We start from the raw sequence: 20728 nt of genomic DNA, 5'->3' as shown, positions 1-20728 counted from the left end.
ATCAGCTTTCTTTCACACTTGCCAGGAATTGCTCAAGCAAAACAGTGAATTCAGCCATATCCTGTGCATTACCGAGTGAGATGCGGACACTGTTCGGCATACCGAGCGCATCGCCGGAACGGACGATGAATCCTTTGGAAAGCATATGCTGGAAGACAGCATCGCCGCTTACAGGCAAATCATAAATAAGTACGAAGTTTGTGTGTGATTCGTAATATTTGATTTGGTGCGCATCACAGAAAGCCAGGAAGGTATGCTTGACTTGATTGTTCTTCGCGATCGACTCCTTGATGAAATCCTGATCATCCAGGGCTACAATAGCAGCTTTCTGTGCAATCGTCGTATTATTGAATGGGCTTCTGACCACATTGATTTTATGGATCACTTCCGGATGGCCGATGCCATACCCTACACGGAGCGCGGCAAGCCCGTATGCTTTGGAAAATGTCCTCAGCGTTATCAGGTTGGGGTATTCGTCCAATGCAGCAAGGGTATCGAAGTAGTCATCCGTTTCCAGGAACTCGATATATGCTTCATCAGCCACCACCAATACTTCTTTCGGAACCTGACGGAGGAAGTTTTCGAATTCTGCTTTGGCAATATGATTGCCAGTAGGATTATTAGGTGTGCAGAGCCAAACGATTCCTGTCTTTTCGTCGATTGCTTCCAGCATGGCAGGAAGATCGTGGAATCCATCCTTTGTTTCAATGGATCGTACCTCCGCTCCTTCTATCAAAGCATGATGCGGGTATTGGGAGAAGGATGGGTGCGCCATTACCGTATTCAAACCAGGAGCCAGGAATGTCCGGCAGAGCATCATGATGATTTCATCAGAGCCTGCTCCAAGTACGATTTGGTCCACTCCCACACCGAAATGCTCTGCCAATTTCTCTTTCAATGCAGTACCGTATCCGTCCGGATAGATTTCCTGATCATCGGCAAATGTCGGCAAAGCCTCTTTCACTTTCGGGGAAAAACCATATGGATTTTCATTGGATGCAAGTTTCACGATCCGGTCCAATCCGAATTCCTTCCGAACCTCCTCCATCGGTTTACCTGGTTTGTAAGCCGTCAGCTCATTCAAAATCTGTTTTGCTTTCATTGATGCTCCTCCTTCAAATCGGGACGTAATAGGATAGCTTGGTTATGATAGACATGCCGGATCTCCTGCTGAGCCAAGTCCGTGCGTGCCGTCAGCATCACCCTGATGCATTTCGGCAGACCACCTTCGATTGCCAGCTCCTGCATGCACATGACAGGTACATAAGTCCAATCATCACGGAAGACACGCATTGCTTTTGCTGGGAAAGCCTTGGTCAGATCAGGCGTCGCTGAAATGAGCACTTGAACGACATCCTCAGGCTCGATGGCATTCTTCGTGACCATCTCATCCAGCATCGCTGCGGTAGCTTCGATGATTTGGTTTTCTTCATTTTCCGCCACAGTCGTGGCTCCCCTGAACCCTCGGATCATACGCTGCTCATCCTCTCCAGGAAAGATGTGACAGCCTCGTGAAGTTGACCATGATCGATCTTTTCCGTCACCGGATATCCGATTTCCTGCAGCAGGACCATATGGACTTCCCCATTTTCCGATTTCTTATCCATCTGCATCCTTTTGATGAGCCTCTCCGCAGGAAAATCAGGTACATGCAAAGGATACTGATTGCGCTCCAGCCAGCTGCGGAATTCATTCAATCGCAAATCTGCACCGAATCTTTTTTCACTTAATTCAAGGGCGAACAGCATGCCGATCGCGACAGCTTCCCCATGCGTAAACGTGCCATAGCCTGCCTCGGCTTCAATCGCATGGCCAAGTGTATGTCCGAGATTCAAGAATTTGCGCAGGTCATTCTCTTTTTCGTCGGCTTCAACGATTTTCGTTTTCACCTTGATGCCCAGTGACAAATCCTTTATAAGCTGATCCTCGTTTTCCTTATCAAGCTTCTCTCGTGCAAACAGCTGGTCCAGGAATGCAGCATCCCCGATATATGCTTCTTTGATCAGTTCCGCATAGCCGCTCCGCACTTCCTTTTCCGGAAGAGTCTTGATGGTATCGACATCATAGACAACAGCCACTGGAGGATAGAAGCTTCCGATCAGATTTTTGCCGGTCTCATGATTGATCGCGACTTTACCGCCGACACTTGAATCATGTGCAAGTATCGTCGTCGGGAGCTGGATGAAATCAATCCCCCTCATATATGTGCTTGCGACAAATCCGGCCAGGTCCCCGATGACCCCTCCTCCGAGAGCAAGGACCAGCGCTTTCCGATCAAGCTGCGCTTCAAACATGCTATCCAATATATCGAAATACATATCCTTGCTTTTCGCCGCTTCGCCTGGTTCGATGATTTTCTTCGTCACTTTCGCAGTCGGCAGAAGGGAAGCGATATAATCATCCAGATAATGCGGAGCAATGCTCGTATCCGACACAATGAATACATTTTGATAAGACTTGGGAAGGAATTCAGCCAATTTATGCCTGATTCCGGCTCCAACAGAAACCTGATAACTTGATTGACTGGCTTTGACTGTAATCTGTTCCATCAGAACACCCTGATTTCTTCCCGATAGTTTTTGATTGCTTCCTTGAGCTTGGGGAACTGGTCATTCGGGAACTGCTCCAAAATCGCTTTGGCAATCTCGAAAGCGACAACATGCTCCATTACCAGTGCTGCTGCCGGTACTGCACAGCTGTCCGAACGTTCGATGCTGGCATTGAACGGTTCTTTCGTTTCTATATCCACACTCTGCAATGGCTTATAAAGTGTCGGGATCGGTTTCATGACACCTTTGACGATGAGCGGCATCCCTGTTGTCATACCGCCTTCCAAACCTCCGAGCCTGTTCGTTTTGCGGTAATAGCCTTTTTCTTTATCCCAGGCAATTTCATCGTGCACCTGGCTGCCTGGCAGTCTGGCAGCTTCGAACCCGATGCCGAATTCCACACCTTTGAAGGCATTGATGCTTGCCACTGCACCTGCAATGCGGCCATCAAGCTTACGGTCATAATGGACGTATGAGCCGATGCCCGCCGGCAAGCCTTCTACATAAACCTCCACGACACCGCCGATGGAGTCCCCATCCTTTTTCGCCTGATCGATTGCTTCTGTCATCTTCTGGGAAGCCTGTGGATCAAGGCAGCGGACGGAAGAAGCTTTTGAAATACTGTCTCTTTCTTCATATGTATATTCCGGGAACTCGGCTGCCTTGATGCCGGCAATCTCCTTCGTGTATCCGACAATATGGATATCCAGTTCAGCCAGAAGCTTCTTGGCAACTGCACCGGCTGCCACACGCGCGGCAGTCTCCCGTGCCGAGGATCGCTCCAATACATTCCTCATATCCCGGTGGCCATATTTCAAGGCACCGTTCAAATCTGCGTGCCCGGGTCTTGGGCGTGTGACAATCCGCCGGACCGCCTGGGGATCTTCCACAGGGTCTTCCCCCATCACATCTATCCAGTGCTTGAAATCGTCATTATGTATAACCATTGCAATCGGTGATCCCAGGGTGTAGCCATGACGGACACCGCCGACAATATCGACCAAGTCTTTTTCGATCTGCATCCGTTTGCCCCGGCCATGCCCCTTCTGTCTTTCCAGCAGGGATGCATTGATATCCGCTGCAGTCAATGGTAAATAGGAAGGAACACCTTCTACGATGGTTGTAAGCTGTTTGCCATGTGATTCACCTGCAGTTAAGTAGCGCATGTATATTCCTCCGTCATTTCTGTATCTTTGTAATTTTATATACTATAACATAACTTGTTTCTTAAGTGGGAACAATTCTGACAATATTTCCGAACACGAACCAACTTGCCATTATTTTCTGTTTCGTTCATCCAAATACTTCCCGAAGCTTCTTCATACGGGTTTCTGCTTTTTGGGAAGCAGCTTCGACTGTATACCCATCTTCGATCAATTCTTTCATCAGGATGATTTTCTTGATTGCATAATAATCGAATCTTCTCGTTGCATTCGTTTTTTCTTCCGCGCTGTCAATATAGCCTTTTTCTTCCCAATAGCGCAGCTTGCGAATCGGGATATCACTTATTTTGGATGCTTCCCCTATCGTCACTGCCATTTGCTTCAGCAATCCATAATCTATTTCATCCACTGCCTCCACTCCTTTTGTCGATGTAAGCCCATTATACGTTATAATGCATATTTGACAACTTATGAAGATTACATAAAAATATCGGAGATTAGTTACAAAAACAGCACGAACAAGCTTGTAAACGAAAAAATCACCGCATCCTTTTCCGTATTGTCATTGCGACGATCATGACAGCATCATTTCTTTCACCCTCACAGCTGTCGATCCAGGTTCCTATGCCATTTGATCAAATCCTGCATCATTGGCTTCCTGCGGTGTTTTCCATTTCCTTCTTCCTGCTGACATTCGTAAATCATCATGTTTCAAGTTAAGATCGAGGATTAATAAAAAACAGACCATGCATATATGCCTAGTCTGCTTTTTGCTTTTGATAGAAGAATGTGTCCACTGCACCCAGTCCGTAATTATTCGGATTGAATATCTGCTCGGTACTCCCAACGAATAAATAGCCCCTGTGCGCCAATGACTTGCTGAACTTGTGATAAATATCTGCCTTCGCCTCTTCTGTAAAGTAAATGAGGACATTCCGACAGATGATAAGATCATAATTGGTATCGTAGGCATCCGCAAGCAGATTATGCTGTTTGAATTGAATATGCTGTTTCAATTCTTCCTTGATTTGGAATATGGGGCCCTCTTGGGTGAAATAAGCCGATTTGATTGCCGCTGGCATTTCTTTCAATGCCCTTTCATTGTATTTTCCGATTTTCGCCTTTTCCAGGACTCGTTGATCCAGATCGGTTGCATGGATCGTGAAAGCTGTTCCTTTGGCATATCGATCAAGCAGGATGGCCAATGTATAAGGCTCCTCTCCAGTGGAACAAGCTGCACTCCAGATTTTCAGCGGCTTCTTCTTTTTAAGCAGCTCAGGGAGAATGCGTCGCTCCAGAACTTCCCACCGCTGATAATTACGGTAAAATTCAGACACATTGATGGTCATGCGATCCAGGAACTCATCCATGAGCGCTTCATCACTGCGGATTGCCTGGAAGTATGCCTTGAAATCCTTGTAGCCTCTTTTTTCCCGAAGCGTGGTCAGACGCCTCAGCATCTGTGCTTCTTTATATTGGGCTAAATCAATGCCTGTATTTGCTTTAATCTGCTCTACAAAATATTCATAATCTGCTGCCACGTCATGTTCTCCTGTCTATATGTATCTGGTTCTATTTTACTGCATATAAATGATTGGTGGTAGCAAAAAATAATAAAAAAGCAGGCATTTCTGCCTGCTTTCCTCATTCATATAAGTATTCAGCCATTACTTGCTCGTATTGGATCAGTTCATTTGGTTCGAACATATTCGCTATTTCACGTTCAGCGCTTTCTGCACTGTCAGAGCCATGGATAAGGTTGCGGCTCATTTCGACTGCATAATCGCCTCTGATCGTACCAGGTGCTGCTTCGGTTGGTTTCGTTGCCCCGATCATACTCCGGGTCAGCTTAATAGCATCCTTGCCTTCCCAGACCATCGCAAATACGGGACCGGATGTAATGTAGCTTATCAGTGAGTCGAAAAAGGGCTTGCTTTCATGTTCTATGTAATGCGTCTTAGCCTGTTCCTCCGACACAACCATCATCTTCCCCGCCAGGAGCTTTAAGCCCTTCTTTTCGAATCTTGTAACGATTTCGCCAATCAGCCCGCGCTGTACGCCATCCGGTTTCACCATCAAAAATGTTTTTTCCATTTTCATTACAGCTCCCTTTGTTATCATTTTCACAATTATAATAGCAAATATGTAAGCGGTTTACAATCAGGAGCTGCGCTTACCTATATGCCTGGCTATTTGTTTCAGTGTATTCCGGTCTCTTGTCGGCGGCAATTTATCCAATTCCCGGTATGCCTTCTCCAAATAACGGTCACTGATGGCAAGGGACCTGTCGATGGCATCGGACGCTTTGATATGCTCGATAAATGGCTTCAGGGCTTCCCTATCGAGTGCTTCCGGCTCACGGAAAGCCTGTGTGAGCCGTTCCTTGAAGAAGCGATCCTCCTCGCAAGCAATGAGGGCAGGAAGCGTCATATTGCCCTGCAGCAAATCGCCCCCGGCCGGTTTGCCCAGTTCAGCCTCGGATGCTGTAAAATCGAGCACATCATCGATGATTTGATAGCTCATCCCTACATAATAGCCGTATCGGTACAATGCGCGCTCATAGCCCAGCGGGGCTCCAGAGGCAATCGCACCAAGGCGTGCACTTGCAGCGATGAGGATTGCCGTCTTCCTGCGGATACGCCGGAGGTAATCCTTCAGATGCTGCTCAATCCGATATTTATCCCTGATTTGTTCCACTTCTCCGATGCAAAGCTCCACTATTGTATGCGCAAGGATTTTATGCGCCCTCGGTTCTTCTAGCTTCGAGAGATATTCCAGGGAACGGGCGAAGATATAATCCCCTGCATACATGGCCACTTTATTATCCCATTGAGCTTTCACTGTCGGTTTTCCCCGACGGAGTTCAGCGTCATCGATGACATCATCGTGGACCAGTGATGCCATATGAATCAATTCTAGTGCGACCGCAACTGTTTGGATCCGAGGAAGCTCATATGTACCGAACTTCCCGCTCAGTAAAACGAAAACCGGCCGAATCCGTTTCCCTCCGGCACGGAGAAGCTGTACCGACGCATCCTCCAGGACGGGATGCTCTGCCCGAATCGTCTTGGTCATCGCATCCTCGATCTTGTCCAAGTCCTTCTTTAAATATGAGTAGATCATCGGTAGTTTCATTCATGTCACCTTCATCCGTCCAGACATAACACCAGTCAGCTCCTTACCGCAGGCTTCTCTCCCATGTGCATAGCCGCTACACCGCCGGTATATGTCTTAATCTTCACGTTCGTCAGTCCTGCCTGCTGGAATAATGCACGGAGCTCCTTCTTACCCGGGAAGTCCTTTGCAGACTCCTGCAGCCAGCTGTATTCATCATAACTTTTCGCCAAAAGCTTACCAAGCACTGGCATGATCCGCTTGAAATAAAAATAATACATCTGTTTAAATCCGGCCATCGTAGGCTGTGATGTTTCCAAACACACGACCTTGCCTCCAGGCTTCACCACCCGGTGCATCTCCTTCAATACCTGGAGATAGTCCGGGACATTCCGCAAGCCAAAACCGATGGTCACGAAATCAAAGGAATCATCCTCAAAGGGCAGTTCCATTGCATTACCCCAGATAAATGATAGCTGCTCATGCGGATTTTCCTTATTTTTCTTTTCGGCTACAGATAACATATTTTTGCTGAAATCAAGACCTGTCACTTGTCCTTTTGGGCCGACGGCCTTCGCAAGGGAAAAGGACCAATCCCCAGTCCCGCAGCATACATCCAATGCTTTATCGCCAGGCTGTACCTGCATTTTCTTCATCACACTTCGTCTCCAGGCACGATGACGCCTGAATGAGATGACGGAATTCATAAAATCATAGCGGTCATATATCTTTTCGAAAACGTGATGTACACGCTGTTCTTTCGTTTCTTGTGCCATAATTACCCTTCTTCCAGATATAACTCTTTCTGCCTATTCCCCTGAAGCAGCAGCTTGCGGGAAAGCTTCGCAAAAGCTGGCGGCAGTATGTCCAGCTTTGCAAGGAGCCTGGCTTTGGCAGCTTCCATCTCCTGGTGTATCGCTTCCGGTACCGTCATGCCGCTCTCCTGACTCTCAAGGATTGCAGCAAGCTTCAGGGATAAGGGGCCCTGCTGGTCCCCCCTTGCTTCCTGCTTCAGCTTGCTGATCAAGAAATAGTCATCGAGGGGTTCAAGACTTGCCGTATCCATGTAGCGGGAAGCAGCTGTCCGGAATAAGTTGCCTTCCAGCCGCCCGAGCTTTCCGAAGAACGCTTCACTTGTTGCCGCATCATAATAAAGCGACATTTTCTGTTCATTGATTTCCTTGATGCTGGTTGCCAGCAGCGCCACCATATCAATTTCTCCCAATCCCGCGAGTATTTGATAATAGAGCGCGCTATAATAATTGCCTGCCAGCACCGTCAGCTGCCTGTTCTTCCGCTCCTCATCGGTCTCGTCGGCCTTGGTGAACCTGATTACTTTATCATGCGTATCCAAAGCCATTTGAATCAGCATGATCGTAATCGTATAGTCTGTCTGCTGCTTATCGGGCAGGTTCGTTTGACCAAATAGCGTCTGCAATAACAGCAGCTTGTTCTCATCCAAGAATGGTGCTTCCGTATTCTCGTCCAGATAAGCCTGCTGCATGCGCTTCTCTATTTTATTTCGTAATGTATGTAGCTCTTCCATGGATGCATAGGACAAAACAATCACCTGCGCCCTTTTCGTATTTCAAACTGTATAAAAATCATTATAGCACAGCATGTCCCGATTCGTCTTGTCTGCAAGCTCGTCAAATAAAAAGGGACACCTGATAGATTCAGGCATCCCTTATCTTCGCCCATATGTAATTATTTCACACTATCTTTCAGGGCTTTTCCGGCTTTGAACGCTGGAACTTTGCTCGCCGGGATTTCGATTTCGTTCCCAGTCTGCGGGTTGCGGCCTTTACGTGCAGCACGCTCGCGTACTTCGAAGTTACCGAAGCCGATCAATTGTACTTTGTCACCTTGTTTCAAAGAATCCATGATTGAATCGAAAACCGCATCCACAGCTTTCGTAGCATCCTTTTTGGAAAGATCGCTTTTCTCAGCAACAGTATTGATTAGTTCTGTTTTATTCATGTTTACACCTCCCTGACATTACCTTGAACAGTAAGATAATAGCATTTGCTATCATTTGTTCACCATAAAGATAGGTTTTATACCTAAAAAATACCGCTTGTGTTGCGATATCAACGCTTATAATATACGACTTAGCAGCATAATTCAACACAAAACGCTATAAAACCTTAAATTAATCTCATTTCCTGCTTATTTCGGACAAAAAAATAAAGCGGCTTGATTGCCGCTCATAGAATGATCGCTATCAAACCGCCCGATCCTTCGTTGATGATCCTTTCCAATGTTTCCTTCAATTTGTATCTGGCATTCTCCGGCATCAAGCTTATCTTTCCTTGGATCCCTTCCCGCACGATGCTATTGAGCGAGCGTCCGAAGATATCCGAATCCCAAATGGATAGCGGATCTTCCTCGAAGTCCTGCATCAAGTAACGGACCAGCTCTTCGCTTTGTTTCTCGGTTCCGATGATCGGTGCAAATTCGGAATGCACATCCACTTTGATCATGTGGATGCTAGGCGCCACCGCCTTCAGACGCACACCGAAACGTGAGCCTTGCCTGATGATCTCTGGTTCATCCAAGGCCATGTCCTGCAAACTTGGTGCAGCGATGCCATAACCTGTCTGTTTCACCATATGCAGTGCATCGGATACTTGATCGTATTCCCGTTTGGCATGTGAGAAATCCTGCATAAGCTGCAGCAGATGATCCTTGCCTCGTATTTCTTCACCGACGATTTCCTTCAGTACTTGATCGTACAAGGCATCAGGAGCATGCAAATCGATTTCGGCTACCCCTTCTCCAAGCTCCATCCCTGCCAGATTGGCTCTTTCGATATAATCGTATTCATCAAAGTATCCCACCACGCGATCCACATCACGGAGACGCTTGATGTCCTTCACGGTTTCCTGGATGGCTGTCTGGTAATTGGAACGGAGCCAATGGTCTTCCTTGAGCACCATGACCCAGCTTGGCAGGTTGACATTCACTTCCAGGACCGGGAACTCATACAAAGACTCGCGAAGCACATTATACACATCATGCTCTGTCATGCTTTCCACACTCATCGCGATGACAGGTATATCATATTTCTCACTCAATTCCTGGCGGAGCAGCTCTGTGTTTTGATTATGCGGTGTGACAGAGTTGATTACCATGATGAATGGCTTGCCGACTTCCTTCAGCTCGGATACGACACGCTCTTCCGGTTCCACGTAGTCACTGCGGGGAATTTCACCGATGGATCCATCCGTCGTCACGACGACACCGATGGTGCTGTGTTCCTGTATGACCTTGCGAGTACCGATTTCGGCCGCATCATGGAAAGGAATAGGCTCTTCATACCATGGCGTATTTATCATACGCGGTCCATTTTCATCCTCGAAACCTTTCGCGCCTTCCACTGTATATCCTACACAGTCGACGACCCGGACACTTACTTCCAGACCTTCGTCCACTTGAAGGGAGACGGCGTTGTTCGGGACGAATTTCGGTTCCGTCGTCATGATTGTCCTGCCTGCGGCACTTTGCGGCAATTCATCCTGGGCTCGGGCCCGCTCGGCTTCATCCTCCATGTTAGGCAGGACAACCAGTTCCATGAACTTCTTGATAAAAGTCGATTTCCCAGTACGGACAGCCCCTACCACCCCGAGGTAGATATCGCCGTTTGTCCGTTTCGAGATATCTTTAAAAATATCTACTCTTTCCAAAAGATCCCCTCCCGATCTACTTTCGATGCATGGACAGTCTTAGCTACATACACTAGCAGTTTATGATGTTGTCCTATCCAAATATGCTAGAAATAATGGATTCCTTGCCTGCTGGCATCAAAGGGCGGATTTGCAGGAAAGGACGAACAGCATATTGCCCTCTGCCGATAATCTATGCGCACCCACTGCGGTTCATACCAATAAAAAAAGAAGAAGCTTTCGCTTCTTCTTGAAATAGACTAAATATACCCAAGGCAACCTAGAAAAATATGCTGGTGCGAGTTAGTTTATGCGTAAAGGGCAAGGGTTGGTAAGTTGTTCTGCCCAATTGCCGCTGTTAGTTTTTGAATAATTTGCTCAGCGTATTCATATCTGCAGGCATGTTGTTGCCAATGATCGCTTTGACGATTTTATCTTCTTTTTCTTGTGAAAGCGGCTTGCCTGCCATGGCAGCCAATTGCTTCACCAAACCGCGGACTGTAGCCTCATCTTGGAAGTTTGCACTTTTTACAGAATTGGCCACCTTGTAGATATCTTCAGCCTTTACATTCGATTTCTTCTGAATCTGGTCAATCAGGTTTTTCTGAAAGTCTGCCACATTCATTCCTCCTTGCAGTATAGCTACGAAACAGTATATGCAAAGAGTGAAAAAATGTTAGCGGGCATTCAGCACATCCTGAAGATCCTCCATTTCATGCTTCGGCATTCGCGTCATCAGCTGATCAACGATATCCTTTGCTTTTGCGCCATGGAAAAGGATTTGATTGATGCCCTTGGTGATCGGCATCTCGACGCCAGCTTTGTCAGCAAGCTCTGCGACGGCCTCTGTCGTACGGACGCCCTCGACAGCCATGCCCATCTGCGCAAGTGCTTCTTCCAGGCTCATGCCTTTTCCAAGCATATTGCCAGTGCGCCAATTGCGGCTATGCACACTCGTGCATGTCACAATAAGGTCTCCCATTCCGGATAAGCCGATGAACGTCAGCGGATTCGCCCCAAGTTTCGTCCCGAGACGGGCAATCTCCGCGAGCCCCCTTGTTATCAAGGCCGCTTTTGCATTATCACCATATCCGAGACCATCCGAAATACCTGCACCAAGAGCGATGATATTCTTCAACGATCCGCCAAGTTCAACACCGACCATATCCGTGATCGTATAGACACGGAAATTCTCATTCATGAACAGCTCTTGGACCTTCTTGGCTTCCTCCATCTCGACAGAAGAAGCACTCAGTGTCGTCGGCTGTCTTTTTGCTACTTCTTCTGCATGGCTTGGACCGGATAAAACAACGACAGGACGATGATCGACAGCTTTTAGCTCTTCCTCGATCATCTCGGAAACCCGCTTGCTTGTTTTCGGCTCGATGCCTTTCGTAGCGTGAGCGATGACAGCATCCGCTGGAAGATGCGCTGCCAGCTTCGATGCGACCTCACGGGTGGCTTTTGCCGGTACGACGAGTATGACAGCATCCGCATCTTTCACAGTATCTTCCATGGCTGCATATGCAGTGATGGATGCAGGAAGTGTCACTCCGGGCAGATATTTCTCGTTCCCCCGTGTCTCATTGATGGCAGCTACCTGCGCTGGATTATGCGACCAGATCCTGACCTCATGTCCATTATCCGCCAAAACCATGGCAAGGGCGGTTCCCCAACTGCCGGCACCGAGTACTGCTGTTATTCGTTGTGTCATATAAATCCTCCTCGTCCCTGTTTATGATCTTCTTCTAGGGAAAATCTTGATTGGTGTACCAGTGAATCCGAAGGCCTCCCTGATGCGATTCTCCAAGAATCGGACATAAGAGAAGTGCATCAGTTCGGGATCATTGACGAATACCGCAAAAGCTGGCGGCTTGACAGCCACCTGAGTGGCATAAAGCACTTTCAAGCGCTGCCCCTTATATGTCGGAGCCGGATTCATCGCAAGGGCATCCATGATCACATCGTTCAAGACATTTGTCTGGATGCGTTTCGAATGATTCTCACTCGCCGTCAGGATTGCAGGAAGAAGTGTATGGATCCGCTTTTTCGTCTTGGCAGACAAAAAGACGATCGGCGCATAATCCAGATAGAGGAAATGAGCCCGGATTTCATCTTCGAATTCTTTCATCTTCTTCTCATCCGATTCAACTGTATCCCATTTGTTCACGACGATGACGATTGCTTTACCCGCATCGTGGGCATATCCGGCAATTTTCTTATCCTGCTCGATGATACCTTCCTCGGCATTGATCAAAACAAGGACGACATCGGATCGTTCAATCGCTTTCAAAGCCCTGAGGATACTGTATTTCTCTGTCGTTTCATACACTTTCCCGCGTTTGCGCATCCCAGCGGTATCGATGATGACGAAATCCTGTCCTTCCCTGGTGAAGGTCGAATCGACTGCATCGCGCGTCGTTCCCGCAACATCACTGACGATGACTCGTTCTTGGTTGAGCAGTGCATTCACCAAGGAAGATTTACCGACATTCGGTCTTCCGATCAAGCTGAAATGGATCGTCTCTTCGTCTTCCTGCATTTCCGCACGTTCAGGGAAATGCTGCACGACCGCATCCAGCAAATCACCAAGACCCAGACCATGGGTGCCGGATATCGGGAACGGTTCGCCGAAGCCAAGGCTGTAGAATTCATAAATCTGATCACGCATCTCGGGGTTATCCACTTTATTGACGGCTAGGACGACTGGCTTATTCGAACGGAATAAAATCTTTGCCACTTCTTCATCCGCCCCTGTGATGCCTTCACGTCCATTCACCATGAAAATGATGACATCTGCTTCTTCAATGGCAAGCTCCGCTTGCTCGCGTATTTCCACCAGGAATGGAGCATCCCCGATTTCGATGCCGCCAGTGTCGATTATGTTAAATGGCTGGTTCAGCCACTCTGCTTCCGTATAAATCCTGTCACGTGTCACACCAGGAGTATCTTCGACGATCGAGATCCTTTCCCCGGCAAGACGGTTGAATATGGTCGATTTACCTACGTTTGGTCTGCCTACGATGGCAACTACTGATTTCCTCATGAAAGGAACATCCTTTCCTACTTTCCTTTATATGCTGGTCCTTCTGTTGCAACCTAACTGTTTTATTCTAGCAAAAGCGACCTAGGGAAACAATATTTTTCGACATCAAGTACGTTTGGCTGTCCATTTCGATTTATTCCGCAGATGAGTGCGCAGCTGCCCCGCAAGCTTTGTGAATATCAGCAATAATAAAACGATGCCCAGCACATCCATTGCTTTGAAGCCGCCTGCTTCCTGGTGGAGTCCATAGATATCCAATAGAAATAGATAGGTCACTTCCCCGATGGCAAAGCCTAAGCAAATGATGCCAAGCTGCAGGTAAAAATCCCTGGTCAGATAGAGGACGAGCGCGAATAAAGCCAGAGCGAATAATAGGATGCGCGGTATCAGCAGTGCGGCCGGATTTGTCAGTTCCCAAAGCAGCATGCCCGTATAACCGATCCCCAGGCAAATACTTCCGAAGGTGCCGCGTCCCACTCGTTTACTGGCAAAAATGAATAAATAGCCGATGACTGCAAGCAAAAAAACGGTTGCAAAGATACGATGACCAGCAAAATCAAAAGAGAAACCAGATAATGAAATCGTCAGCAAAATGGCAAATCCGAACAATGTCCTTGCCATCGAATGCCTCATAAAGAAAGTCACCAGGACCCAGCTGATCCAAGCTGCCCAATAAAAGTAAAACCCATCCATGATTCCCCCTCCTTTTATCTGCATTATGACAAGAGAAAGGGAAAACTATACGTTGGGCACAAAAAAAGACCAAGGCTGCCCTGGAGCAAACTTGGTCTTTTATCTTATTGCTTATACTTGTTCAATTTATCACCTAGAATATCTCCAAGCTGGAAGCCGGAATGCTCCTCTTCTTTTTCATATTCTTTGATGACAGCATCATTTTCATCTTGTTCCAATTCCTTGATGCTCAGGCTCATGCGCTTTTCAGCTTCATTTACATCAAGGACTTTCACTTGTACCTTTTGTCCTGGCTCAAGCACTTCCTGCGGCGTACCGATATGACGGTTGGCGATTTGGGAAATATGGACAAGGCCTTCGACACCCGGGAATACTTCGACGAATGCACCGAAGCTTACCAGACGTTTCACTTCACCTTCCAGCACGTCACCTGCTTGTGCACGGTCACTGATGTTTTCCCATGGTCCAGGGAGTGTCTCTTTCAGGGATAGGCTGATGCGCTCGCTGTCTTTGTCGACACTAAGCACTTTGACTTTGATTTCCTGGCCTTCTGTAACAACATCAGAAGCTTTTTCCACGTGTTCGTGGGAAAGCTGGGAAATGTGTACAAGGCCATCGATCCCGCCGCCGATGCTGACGAAGACACCAAAGTCAGTCAGACGCTGGACTGTTCCGTCGATCACCTGGCCAGCTTCCAGGCTGTCAAGCACTTCCTGCTTCTTGGAAGCTTCTTCTTCCTCCACCACTGCACGGTGGGAAAGGATGACACGGTTCTGTTCACGGTCAAGCTCGACCACTTTCAGCGTAAGCGGCTGGCCTTTGTACCCTTCGAACTCTTCGACAAAGTATGTTTCCACGAGTGAGGCAGGGATGAATCCGCGAAGGCCGACATCCACTACAAGGCCGCCTTTGACGACTTCCTTGACTTCTGCTTCGAAGACTTCACCGGATTCGAATTTCGCTTCCAGGTCCTCCCAAGCAAGTTCAGCTGTAACTGCACGCTTGGAAAGGACAACTTCCTCGTCATCCACTTTTTTCACTTTTAGTGTCAACTCTTCACCTTCGCTTACTGCGTCAGCAGCGCGCTCAACGTGAAGACTGGATAATTCGCTGATTGGCAGGATACCTTCCACTTTGTAGCCGATGTCTACCAAAGCTTGTTTATCTTCTACTTTCACCACTTTGCCGGTTACAGTATCGCCTACAGACAATTCCTTGAAATCCGTAGCTTGCTCATTCATTTCATCCATCAAAGAGACCTCCTTCAGTTTACGAGACAAAACATAAGTAAAAAAACATAAAAATGTCCTTTTTTCTAACTTCTAACATTTGAAGATATTTGTCAAGTGATAGGGCATCTATCCGACATGCTTGTTTATCAGAAGCTGGATTTCGTCCATGATCACCTGCGACACTTCTTTCGCTGATGCTTTTCTTTCGCGCAGTTCTTCCATTTCGATAGGCGGACCATAGACGACTTTCAATGCTTTTACCCCTTTGTAGGAGCCGATAATCGCACAAGGGACGATTTTCGCTTCCGAACGCATCGCAAAGAATCCGATTCCCGGAAGCGGCTTACCGAGTTTGCCATCCTTGCTTCGGGTGCCCTCTGGAAATAATCCCATCGTCTTGCCTTCTGCCAGGATATCCAAGCCCGCACGCAGCGCACCCCGATCCTGCATGCCTCGTTTTACCGGGAAAACATTCAAGTGTTTCAAAAGGAACCCGAGCGGCTTGAATTTGAATAGCTCACTTTTTCCCATGAAGGCAATTTCCCTTGGACAAGTGACCCCCAAGACGGGCGGATCGAAATTGGAGATATGGTTGGAACAGACCAGTACCGGACCTTCCTTTGGAACATGCTCCTTACCATATACCTTTATACGAAAAATCGGATAGAGGACCGCACTTACAATCACTTTACCAATGGAATATAATGACATAATCCCCTCTCCTTATCTTCCAATCACATCGTAAACAGTTTCGAGGATCTTATCGACAACTCCCTCGATCGATAAGGAAGTCGTATCGATTTCAACAGCGTCTTCCGCTTTTACAAGCGGGGATGCTTCCCTCTCGGAGTCGAGCTTGTCCCGCAGCCTTATTTCTTCCTTCAGCTTCTCCAGGTCCGCCTCGAAACCTTTGGCGATATTTTCTTTATAACGACGCTCCGCTCGCTCCTCTACCGATGCGATCATAAAAATCTTCACTTCGGCATTCGGGAGGACGCGGGTCCCGATGTCACGGCCGTCCATGACGATGCCGGTATCAGCCGCGAGATTTTGCTGGCGTTTCACCATTTCTTCCCTTACAAGCGGGTGTTTGGCGACGATGGATACATTATTGGTCACTTCGTTCGTGCGGATTGCTTCTGTCACATCATTATTGTTCACAAGCACTTTCTGACCGTCTTCATGCTGCATCAGGACGATATCTATCCCTTGCAGCAAGGATAGCAGTGCATCCTCTGATTCCAAGTCAGCTCCCGCTTCGAGCGCTGTCAGTGTAAGTGCGCGGTACATGGCACCCGTATCCACATAGACAAATTGCAATTTCTTGGCAACAAGCTTGGATACGGTGCTCTTGCCTGCAGCAGCAGGTCCATCAATTGCGATAGCGATATTTTTTGACTTCATTCAATTCAATCCTTTTTCTCTTCGTAATCGGAAATAAAACCTAATAAAGCATAACATAGGATGGCGGCTTGGTCTATTTGAACTCTACCTCATCCGCAGTCCTTTTTTGCGCTGCTCCCGCTGACGCTCGAAGCAAAAACGAATGATTGCTTGTCTGTCCCTTTCCTGGATATCATCGAACTGAATACTGGCAATGACCTTGCCGGATTTTTCATTCCGGACGATGCGGACAATCTGCCCGGGGACAGTCAAGAAAGCAGGCCCTTCTTTTTGCAAGGTATAGGCGATATACAGCTTCACCTTCATTTTTTCTCGGAACCCGTGATTTTCGGGCAGCAGCATGGATAAACCGCCTCCGCTAATATCAAGCGTGATGGAGGAGACAGGGGGGATATCCGATTCTTCACCATGGATTGCCACATCCGTGCTTACAGATATCCGTACATATTGACGACGCTGTATTTTACTGATTTCTTCTTCCTTTGGCATCGATAGCTTCAAGGCAGGCACTTTCAGCGTTTCCCTGCCCTTCAGCATCGTTCCGAATGTATAGGCTTCGTCTTTTTCCGTTACATATAAGGCCTTGAATGCCGTTCCAATCGGAAAGATATCTGTCCGGTTTGTCTCTTCATTGACCGGGTAGTCGATATAAATCGTATCTTCAGCCAAGTCGATTACTTTGGCCCGGTAACGCAGGCGATTCCCATTAGTTGAAATATCCGTTTTTTCTAATGCTAAAGTACTACCGATTTTCAGCAAACGCCTCTCCTCTTCCCTATAATCGTTCTTTCTTCCTATTATTGCAAAAATAATCAAAAAGGGGAAGGCTGTTCGCCATTCCCCTTTACGTACTTTGCAAGAAACGTGCTTCTGTCGTCGTTTGTTTCTCGATTTCTTCTTCCCGGCCTGTATCGGCATTTACATAGATACGGTACGTTTCGTCATTGCGTGTCCCCATGATTTCATAAACAAGGGTTTCTTCATGTGTATCGTTCTCGATCAAAGCAAGATGGGTTTCCTGGACTTGGACGTTCTGGTTGAGTTTCTCTGTCGCTTGTTCCTCCGTCAGCTTCGGTTTCCCTATTTCACGCTCGTGATGATTCATGAAATAGTCACGGGCATTATATCCCAGAATATCGCCATTATCGAGCGCAACCTTGACCTGGACGATATCCGGATAAATGCGCACATCGTTTTGGACTGGCACAAAGAAGAAAATTCCGACGGAGTCATACTGGCTGCTCTGGACCATTTCCATATCCGTCAATTTCTGTTTTTGAAGGAAATCCTCCGCTTTTTGCTGCGCATCATGCAAACCCAGTTTCGGTTCTTCCCGATCCCGCTGCATCATCAAAGTGAGGATATGGCCCCCTTTTTGACTGATATCAGCATAGCCGCTCTCACCGTCCTTTTGGTAGGAAAGGCTGTAAAGCGGTACATCCGACCCCTTGCCTGATTTTCCGGCGCTGATACCACTGATTGTGTTTAAATCAAAGGCCTTGGCTGCTATTGTTTTCGCTTGTTTCTGGTTGATTCGCTCACCGGTGACTCCCTCGAATTTATGCTCTTCGTTGGAGGCAGGCAAAGCCCCATTGTTAAAGTCCTTCTCTTCATTGAATCCGCCCGAGCTGTTCTCCACAGTCTCGAAACTTGAGATGATGGCGTTATCCGAGTGATCCGGTTCATCATCCGACAGCGCCATTTCTACATCGGTCCACTGCAGATTATTGCCCAGGACGGTATTTTGGACATTCCGGAGCTCATCCTTGATTTGTCCCGCATTATCATGCAGCTTCTCCAACCGCTGCATTTCTTCCTCGGACAAAGGCTCCTTGTCCAAATCCCTTACGGCCGTTTTATACGTAAAATCCCCGATATTGGTCAAGAATTTCTCTGTTTTTTCAAACGGCAGCAGTGCTAGCGGAAGCTGACCCACATCCGTATGTGCCTCTGAGGATAACCGCCAAATCTCCGCCAATTGCGGTGACAGGGAATCCCTTGAATTCATCGCCAGCGTCGCTCCGATTTTATCATGCAGCGTATCGATCCGGTAAGTCAGCTCGTGGAAGGAACGCTGATAGTTGTTTTCTGCCTGCATCCTGATGTCATTCTTTTCCTGGCGTTCGTTCATTCCCCAAATGGCTGTCCCTGTTAGTGCCAAAGCAAGAACGCCGATTATCACCCATTTATACATTCTTCGCTCTCCTTTCTACATACAGAAAATATGCTCACCTATCGTTTTGATCTGAGGTCTCGACCAAATCCAAGGTGACGTGGCTGTATTCGGATTGAAATAATAAATCGCCCCGCCGGAAGGATCCCAGCCATTGATTGCATCGATCACCGCCTGCTCGGCTGTTTCATCCGGCGTCAGCCAAATTTGGCCATCTGCAACGGCGGTAAAAGCTCTTGGCTCGAAGATGACACCGGAAATCGTGTTCGGGAATGATGGATCCTCCACCCTGTTCAGGATCACCGCTGCGACTGCAACCTGTCCTTCGTATGGCTCTCCTCTCGCTTCTCCATGTACAGCATTGGCCATCAGCTTGATATCATTCTGGGAATACCCATTCGGAACATTCACCGCTGATGTATTGGACGGATTAGCATTGCCGCCATTGCCGCCATTCCCTCCGTTACCGCGCTTTTTCACTTGCTGCTCCTGCGGTGTGCCTCCATAATAGGTAAATGTGTTTCCTTCCTGGATTTGACGCATGACAAAGGCTTTATCATATTTGGTGATGGATACCAATTTATCCTTTGCCTGCTTCCCTGCGACTCCGTCGACTTCCATTCCGAACTCATATTGGAAGTTGCGCAGAGCCCAATACGTACTCCATCCGAAAACTCCGTCTATTTTTTTGTTATAGAATCCTGCATATTGTAAGCGGGCCTGCAGTTCCACCACGTCATCCCCTGTCGCTCCGTGCTGGATCACCTGTTCGGAAAAGGCACTGGACTGCATCGGTGCCGCCAGGATGATACCTGATAGGATCAGAGCGGCACAAAACAATTTACAAAGCCGAAACTTCCTGAATTCCATTGTTCATTTCCTCCAACCTAACTATGATCTTACTACCGATAGCTTTCTTCCGGAGCGAGCATATTATGCAATAAAAAAAGAGCCCGGCAGTTTAACTGCCTGACTCTTTCATTTGGATGTGTTCGATAGGATGGCGAGTTGCCGCTCGTACTTTATGCAGACCGATGATCCATAGAATGATCATGAAAGGTGCCTGGATATAAACCCAATTGAATGTCACCGCCAGCAGGATGTAATCGTACAATCCATGCAGTAAAAAAGGTATCACCATAGCTGCAAACACACGCAGACGGGGATGCCGGCTCCCGAATTTCGCCCGGCCGAGATAATATCCCATCAAAACGCCGAAAAGCGCATGGGATGATACTGGGAAAAGGGCACGTGTAAAAGCATAATCAACTCCATGTGCAAATAGATAAAGAACATTTTCCACCGTGGCAAACCCTAAGCTTATGCTGACACCATATATGATGCCGTCATAAACCGAGTCCATTTCCGTATGCCGGAAAGCGGTGTACAGGAAGATGAACCATTTGAAGAATTCCTCCATGAAACCGACGGTGAAGAAAGAATAAACAAGCGGATGCGTGCTGACTCCTTCTGCTTTCAGTGCATATTGAATGAACATGATCGGAAATACGAGCAGAGCGCCATATAGAAAAGTCCGCAATACCATGCCTAGCGGCTCGGGCTCCAAACGATCCTTCAAATAGAAGAAGGTAAGCAGCGCGAGTGCTGGGGCAATCGCAGCGGAAAGGATGGTAAGCATGATAGCACCTCTTCCAACTAACAATCTGCCTTTATCGTACCATGTGCTCA

The 20728-nt window shown here is 47.5% G+C and carries 23 protein-coding genes; all 23 read right to left on the bottom strand.

The window, feature by feature from the left end:
* Position 1: 1 nt before the first annotated feature.
* The gene (gene hisC / locus MHI54_RS16770) at positions 2-1102 is read right to left on the bottom strand and encodes a histidinol-phosphate transaminase (protein ID WP_095215256.1); all 1101 of its coding nucleotides are present in this window, start codon (positions 1100-1102) and stop codon (positions 2-4) included.
* Positions 1099-1473 carry a chorismate mutase gene (gene aroH, locus MHI54_RS16765; protein ID WP_095215257.1) on the bottom strand — a complete coding sequence of 125 codons (375 nt, stop codon included), beginning with the start codon at positions 1471-1473 and terminating at the stop codon, positions 1099-1101. The genes hisC and aroH overlap by 4 nt, the downstream gene beginning before the upstream one ends.
* On the bottom strand, positions 1470-2549 hold the full coding sequence (aroB, locus tag MHI54_RS16760; protein ID WP_095215258.1) for a 3-dehydroquinate synthase: 1080 nt from the start codon (positions 2547-2549) through the stop codon (positions 1470-1472). The genes aroH and aroB overlap by 4 nt, the downstream gene beginning before the upstream one ends.
* Positions 2549-3715, bottom strand: a complete 1167-nt coding sequence (gene aroC / locus MHI54_RS16755; protein ID WP_340082055.1) for a chorismate synthase — start codon at positions 3713-3715, stop codon at positions 2549-2551. The genes aroB and aroC overlap by 1 nt, the downstream gene beginning before the upstream one ends.
* Positions 3716-3842: 127 nt before the next feature.
* On the bottom strand, positions 3843-4121 hold the full coding sequence (locus MHI54_RS16750) for a MerR family transcriptional regulator (protein ID WP_340082054.1): 279 nt from the start codon (positions 4119-4121) through the stop codon (positions 3843-3845).
* A 349-nt stretch (positions 4122-4470) separates the two neighbouring features.
* Complete coding sequence (locus tag MHI54_RS16745; protein ID WP_095215260.1) at positions 4471-5253, bottom strand: protein-glutamate O-methyltransferase CheR; 783 nt, start codon at positions 5251-5253, stop codon at positions 4471-4473.
* 103 nt (positions 5254-5356) lie between these two features.
* The gene (ndk, locus tag MHI54_RS16740) at positions 5357-5806 is read right to left on the bottom strand and encodes a nucleoside-diphosphate kinase (RefSeq protein WP_095215393.1); all 450 of its coding nucleotides are present in this window, start codon (positions 5804-5806) and stop codon (positions 5357-5359) included.
* A 66-nt stretch (positions 5807-5872) separates the two neighbouring features.
* Entirely contained in the window at positions 5873-6847 is a 975-nt protein-coding gene (gene hepT / locus MHI54_RS16735; RefSeq protein ID WP_095215261.1) for a heptaprenyl diphosphate synthase component II, read from the bottom strand.
* 35 nt (positions 6848-6882) lie between these two features.
* Positions 6883-7602 carry a demethylmenaquinone methyltransferase gene (gene menG / locus MHI54_RS16730; RefSeq protein WP_095215262.1) on the bottom strand — a complete coding sequence of 240 codons (720 nt, stop codon included), beginning with the start codon at positions 7600-7602 and terminating at the stop codon, positions 6883-6885.
* 2 nt (positions 7603-7604) lie between these two features.
* Positions 7605-8387 (bottom strand): heptaprenyl diphosphate synthase component 1, encoded by a 783-nt coding sequence (locus MHI54_RS16725; RefSeq protein ID WP_095215263.1) that lies wholly within the window; start codon positions 8385-8387, stop codon positions 7605-7607.
* A gap of 146 nt (positions 8388-8533) precedes the next feature.
* A complete protein-coding gene (locus tag MHI54_RS16720; RefSeq protein ID WP_095215264.1) occupies positions 8534-8806 on the bottom strand; it encodes an HU family DNA-binding protein in 273 nt (90 codons plus the stop codon).
* Between the two features lie 227 nt (positions 8807-9033).
* Positions 9034-10512 carry a stage IV sporulation protein A gene (spoIVA, locus tag MHI54_RS16715; protein ID WP_095215265.1) on the bottom strand — a complete coding sequence of 493 codons (1479 nt, stop codon included), beginning with the start codon at positions 10510-10512 and terminating at the stop codon, positions 9034-9036.
* Between the two features lie 337 nt (positions 10513-10849).
* Entirely contained in the window at positions 10850-11110 is a 261-nt protein-coding gene (locus MHI54_RS16710) for a stage VI sporulation protein F (protein WP_095215266.1), read from the bottom strand.
* 57 nt (positions 11111-11167) lie between these two features.
* Positions 11168-12205, bottom strand: coding sequence for an NAD(P)H-dependent glycerol-3-phosphate dehydrogenase (locus MHI54_RS16705; RefSeq protein WP_340082053.1), 1038 nt, complete (start codon positions 12203-12205; stop codon positions 11168-11170).
* A 21-nt stretch (positions 12206-12226) separates the two neighbouring features.
* Entirely contained in the window at positions 12227-13537 is a 1311-nt protein-coding gene (gene der, locus MHI54_RS16700) for a ribosome biogenesis GTPase Der (protein ID WP_095215268.1), read from the bottom strand.
* A 105-nt stretch (positions 13538-13642) separates the two neighbouring features.
* Positions 13643-14230, bottom strand: a complete 588-nt coding sequence (locus MHI54_RS16695) for a hypothetical protein (RefSeq protein WP_095215269.1) — start codon at positions 14228-14230, stop codon at positions 13643-13645.
* A gap of 104 nt (positions 14231-14334) precedes the next feature.
* Positions 14335-15480, bottom strand: coding sequence for a 30S ribosomal protein S1 (rpsA, locus tag MHI54_RS16690; protein ID WP_095215270.1), 1146 nt, complete (start codon positions 15478-15480; stop codon positions 14335-14337).
* Positions 15481-15588: 108 nt separating this feature from the next.
* Positions 15589-16173 (bottom strand): lysophospholipid acyltransferase family protein, encoded by a 585-nt coding sequence (locus tag MHI54_RS16685; RefSeq protein ID WP_095215271.1) that lies wholly within the window; start codon positions 16171-16173, stop codon positions 15589-15591.
* Positions 16174-16185: 12 nt separating this feature from the next.
* Positions 16186-16866 (bottom strand): (d)CMP kinase, encoded by a 681-nt coding sequence (gene cmk / locus MHI54_RS16680; protein ID WP_095215272.1) that lies wholly within the window; start codon positions 16864-16866, stop codon positions 16186-16188.
* An 84-nt stretch (positions 16867-16950) separates the two neighbouring features.
* The gene (locus tag MHI54_RS16675) at positions 16951-17625 is read right to left on the bottom strand and encodes a PilZ domain-containing protein (RefSeq protein WP_158221501.1); all 675 of its coding nucleotides are present in this window, start codon (positions 17623-17625) and stop codon (positions 16951-16953) included.
* A gap of 85 nt (positions 17626-17710) precedes the next feature.
* Positions 17711-19060, bottom strand: a complete 1350-nt coding sequence (ypeB, locus tag MHI54_RS16670; protein ID WP_095215274.1) for a germination protein YpeB — start codon at positions 19058-19060, stop codon at positions 17711-17713.
* Between the two features lie 15 nt (positions 19061-19075).
* Positions 19076-19831, bottom strand: a complete 756-nt coding sequence (gene sleB, locus MHI54_RS16665) for a spore cortex-lytic enzyme (protein WP_233134913.1) — start codon at positions 19829-19831, stop codon at positions 19076-19078.
* Positions 19832-20000: 169 nt separating this feature from the next.
* Positions 20001-20678, bottom strand: a complete 678-nt coding sequence (gene prsW / locus MHI54_RS16660) for a glutamic-type intramembrane protease PrsW (RefSeq protein WP_095215276.1) — start codon at positions 20676-20678, stop codon at positions 20001-20003.
* Between the last annotated feature and the right edge of the window lie 50 nt (positions 20679-20728).

It is taken from the genome of Terribacillus sp. FSL K6-0262 (assembly GCF_037977385.1).
Lineage (GTDB): Bacteria > Bacillota > Bacilli > Bacillales > Amphibacillaceae > Terribacillus.
Note: the sequence above shows the minus strand (reverse complement) of the source record. Positions and strands in the feature narration are given on the sequence as shown.

What these genes read in the sequence shown, in the direction of transcription:
- MHI54_RS16720 (WP_095215264.1), bottom strand. Translation starts at nt 8,806, where the DNA reads ATGAATAAAACAGAACTAATCAATACTGTTGCTGAGAAAAGCGATCTT.
- MHI54_RS16695 (WP_095215269.1), bottom strand. Translation starts at nt 14,230, where the DNA reads ATGGATGGGTTTTACTTTTATTGGGCAGCTTGGATCAGCTGGGTCCTG.
- der (WP_095215268.1), bottom strand. Translation starts at nt 13,537, where the DNA reads ATGAGGAAATCAGTAGTTGCCATCGTAGGCAGACCAAACGTAGGTAAA.
- prsW (WP_095215276.1), bottom strand. Translation starts at nt 20,678, where the DNA reads ATGCTTACCATCCTTTCCGCTGCGATTGCCCCAGCACTCGCGCTGCTT.
- MHI54_RS16705 (WP_340082053.1), bottom strand. Translation starts at nt 12,205, where the DNA reads ATGACACAACGAATAACAGCAGTACTCGGTGCCGGCAGTTGGGGAACC.
- rpsA (WP_095215270.1), bottom strand. Translation starts at nt 15,480, where the DNA reads ATGGATGAAATGAATGAGCAAGCTACGGATTTCAAGGAATTGTCTGTA.
- hepT (WP_095215261.1), bottom strand. Translation starts at nt 6,847, where the DNA reads ATGAAACTACCGATGATCTACTCATATTTAAAGAAGGACTTGGACAAG.
- menG (WP_095215262.1), bottom strand. Translation starts at nt 7,602, where the DNA reads ATGGCACAAGAAACGAAAGAACAGCGTGTACATCACGTTTTCGAAAAG.
- ndk (WP_095215393.1), bottom strand. Translation starts at nt 5,806, where the DNA reads ATGGAAAAAACATTTTTGATGGTGAAACCGGATGGCGTACAGCGCGGG.
- cmk (WP_095215272.1), bottom strand. Translation starts at nt 16,866, where the DNA reads ATGAAGTCAAAAAATATCGCTATCGCAATTGATGGACCTGCTGCTGCA.
- aroC (WP_340082055.1), bottom strand. Translation starts at nt 3,715, where the DNA reads ATGCGCTACTTAACTGCAGGTGAATCACATGGCAAACAGCTTACAACC.
- aroB (WP_095215258.1), bottom strand. Translation starts at nt 2,549, where the DNA reads ATGGAACAGATTACAGTCAAAGCCAGTCAATCAAGTTATCAGGTTTCT.
- ypeB (WP_095215274.1), bottom strand. Translation starts at nt 19,060, where the DNA reads ATGTATAAATGGGTGATAATCGGCGTTCTTGCTTTGGCACTAACAGGG.
- hisC (WP_095215256.1), bottom strand. Translation starts at nt 1,102, where the DNA reads ATGAAAGCAAAACAGATTTTGAATGAGCTGACGGCTTACAAACCAGGT.
- aroH (WP_095215257.1), bottom strand. Translation starts at nt 1,473, where the DNA reads ATGATCCGAGGGTTCAGGGGAGCCACGACTGTGGCGGAAAATGAAGAA.
- MHI54_RS16685 (WP_095215271.1), bottom strand. Translation starts at nt 16,173, where the DNA reads ATGTCATTATATTCCATTGGTAAAGTGATTGTAAGTGCGGTCCTCTAT.
- sleB (WP_233134913.1), bottom strand. Translation starts at nt 19,831, where the DNA reads ATGCAGTCCAGTGCCTTTTCCGAACAGGTGATCCAGCACGGAGCGACA.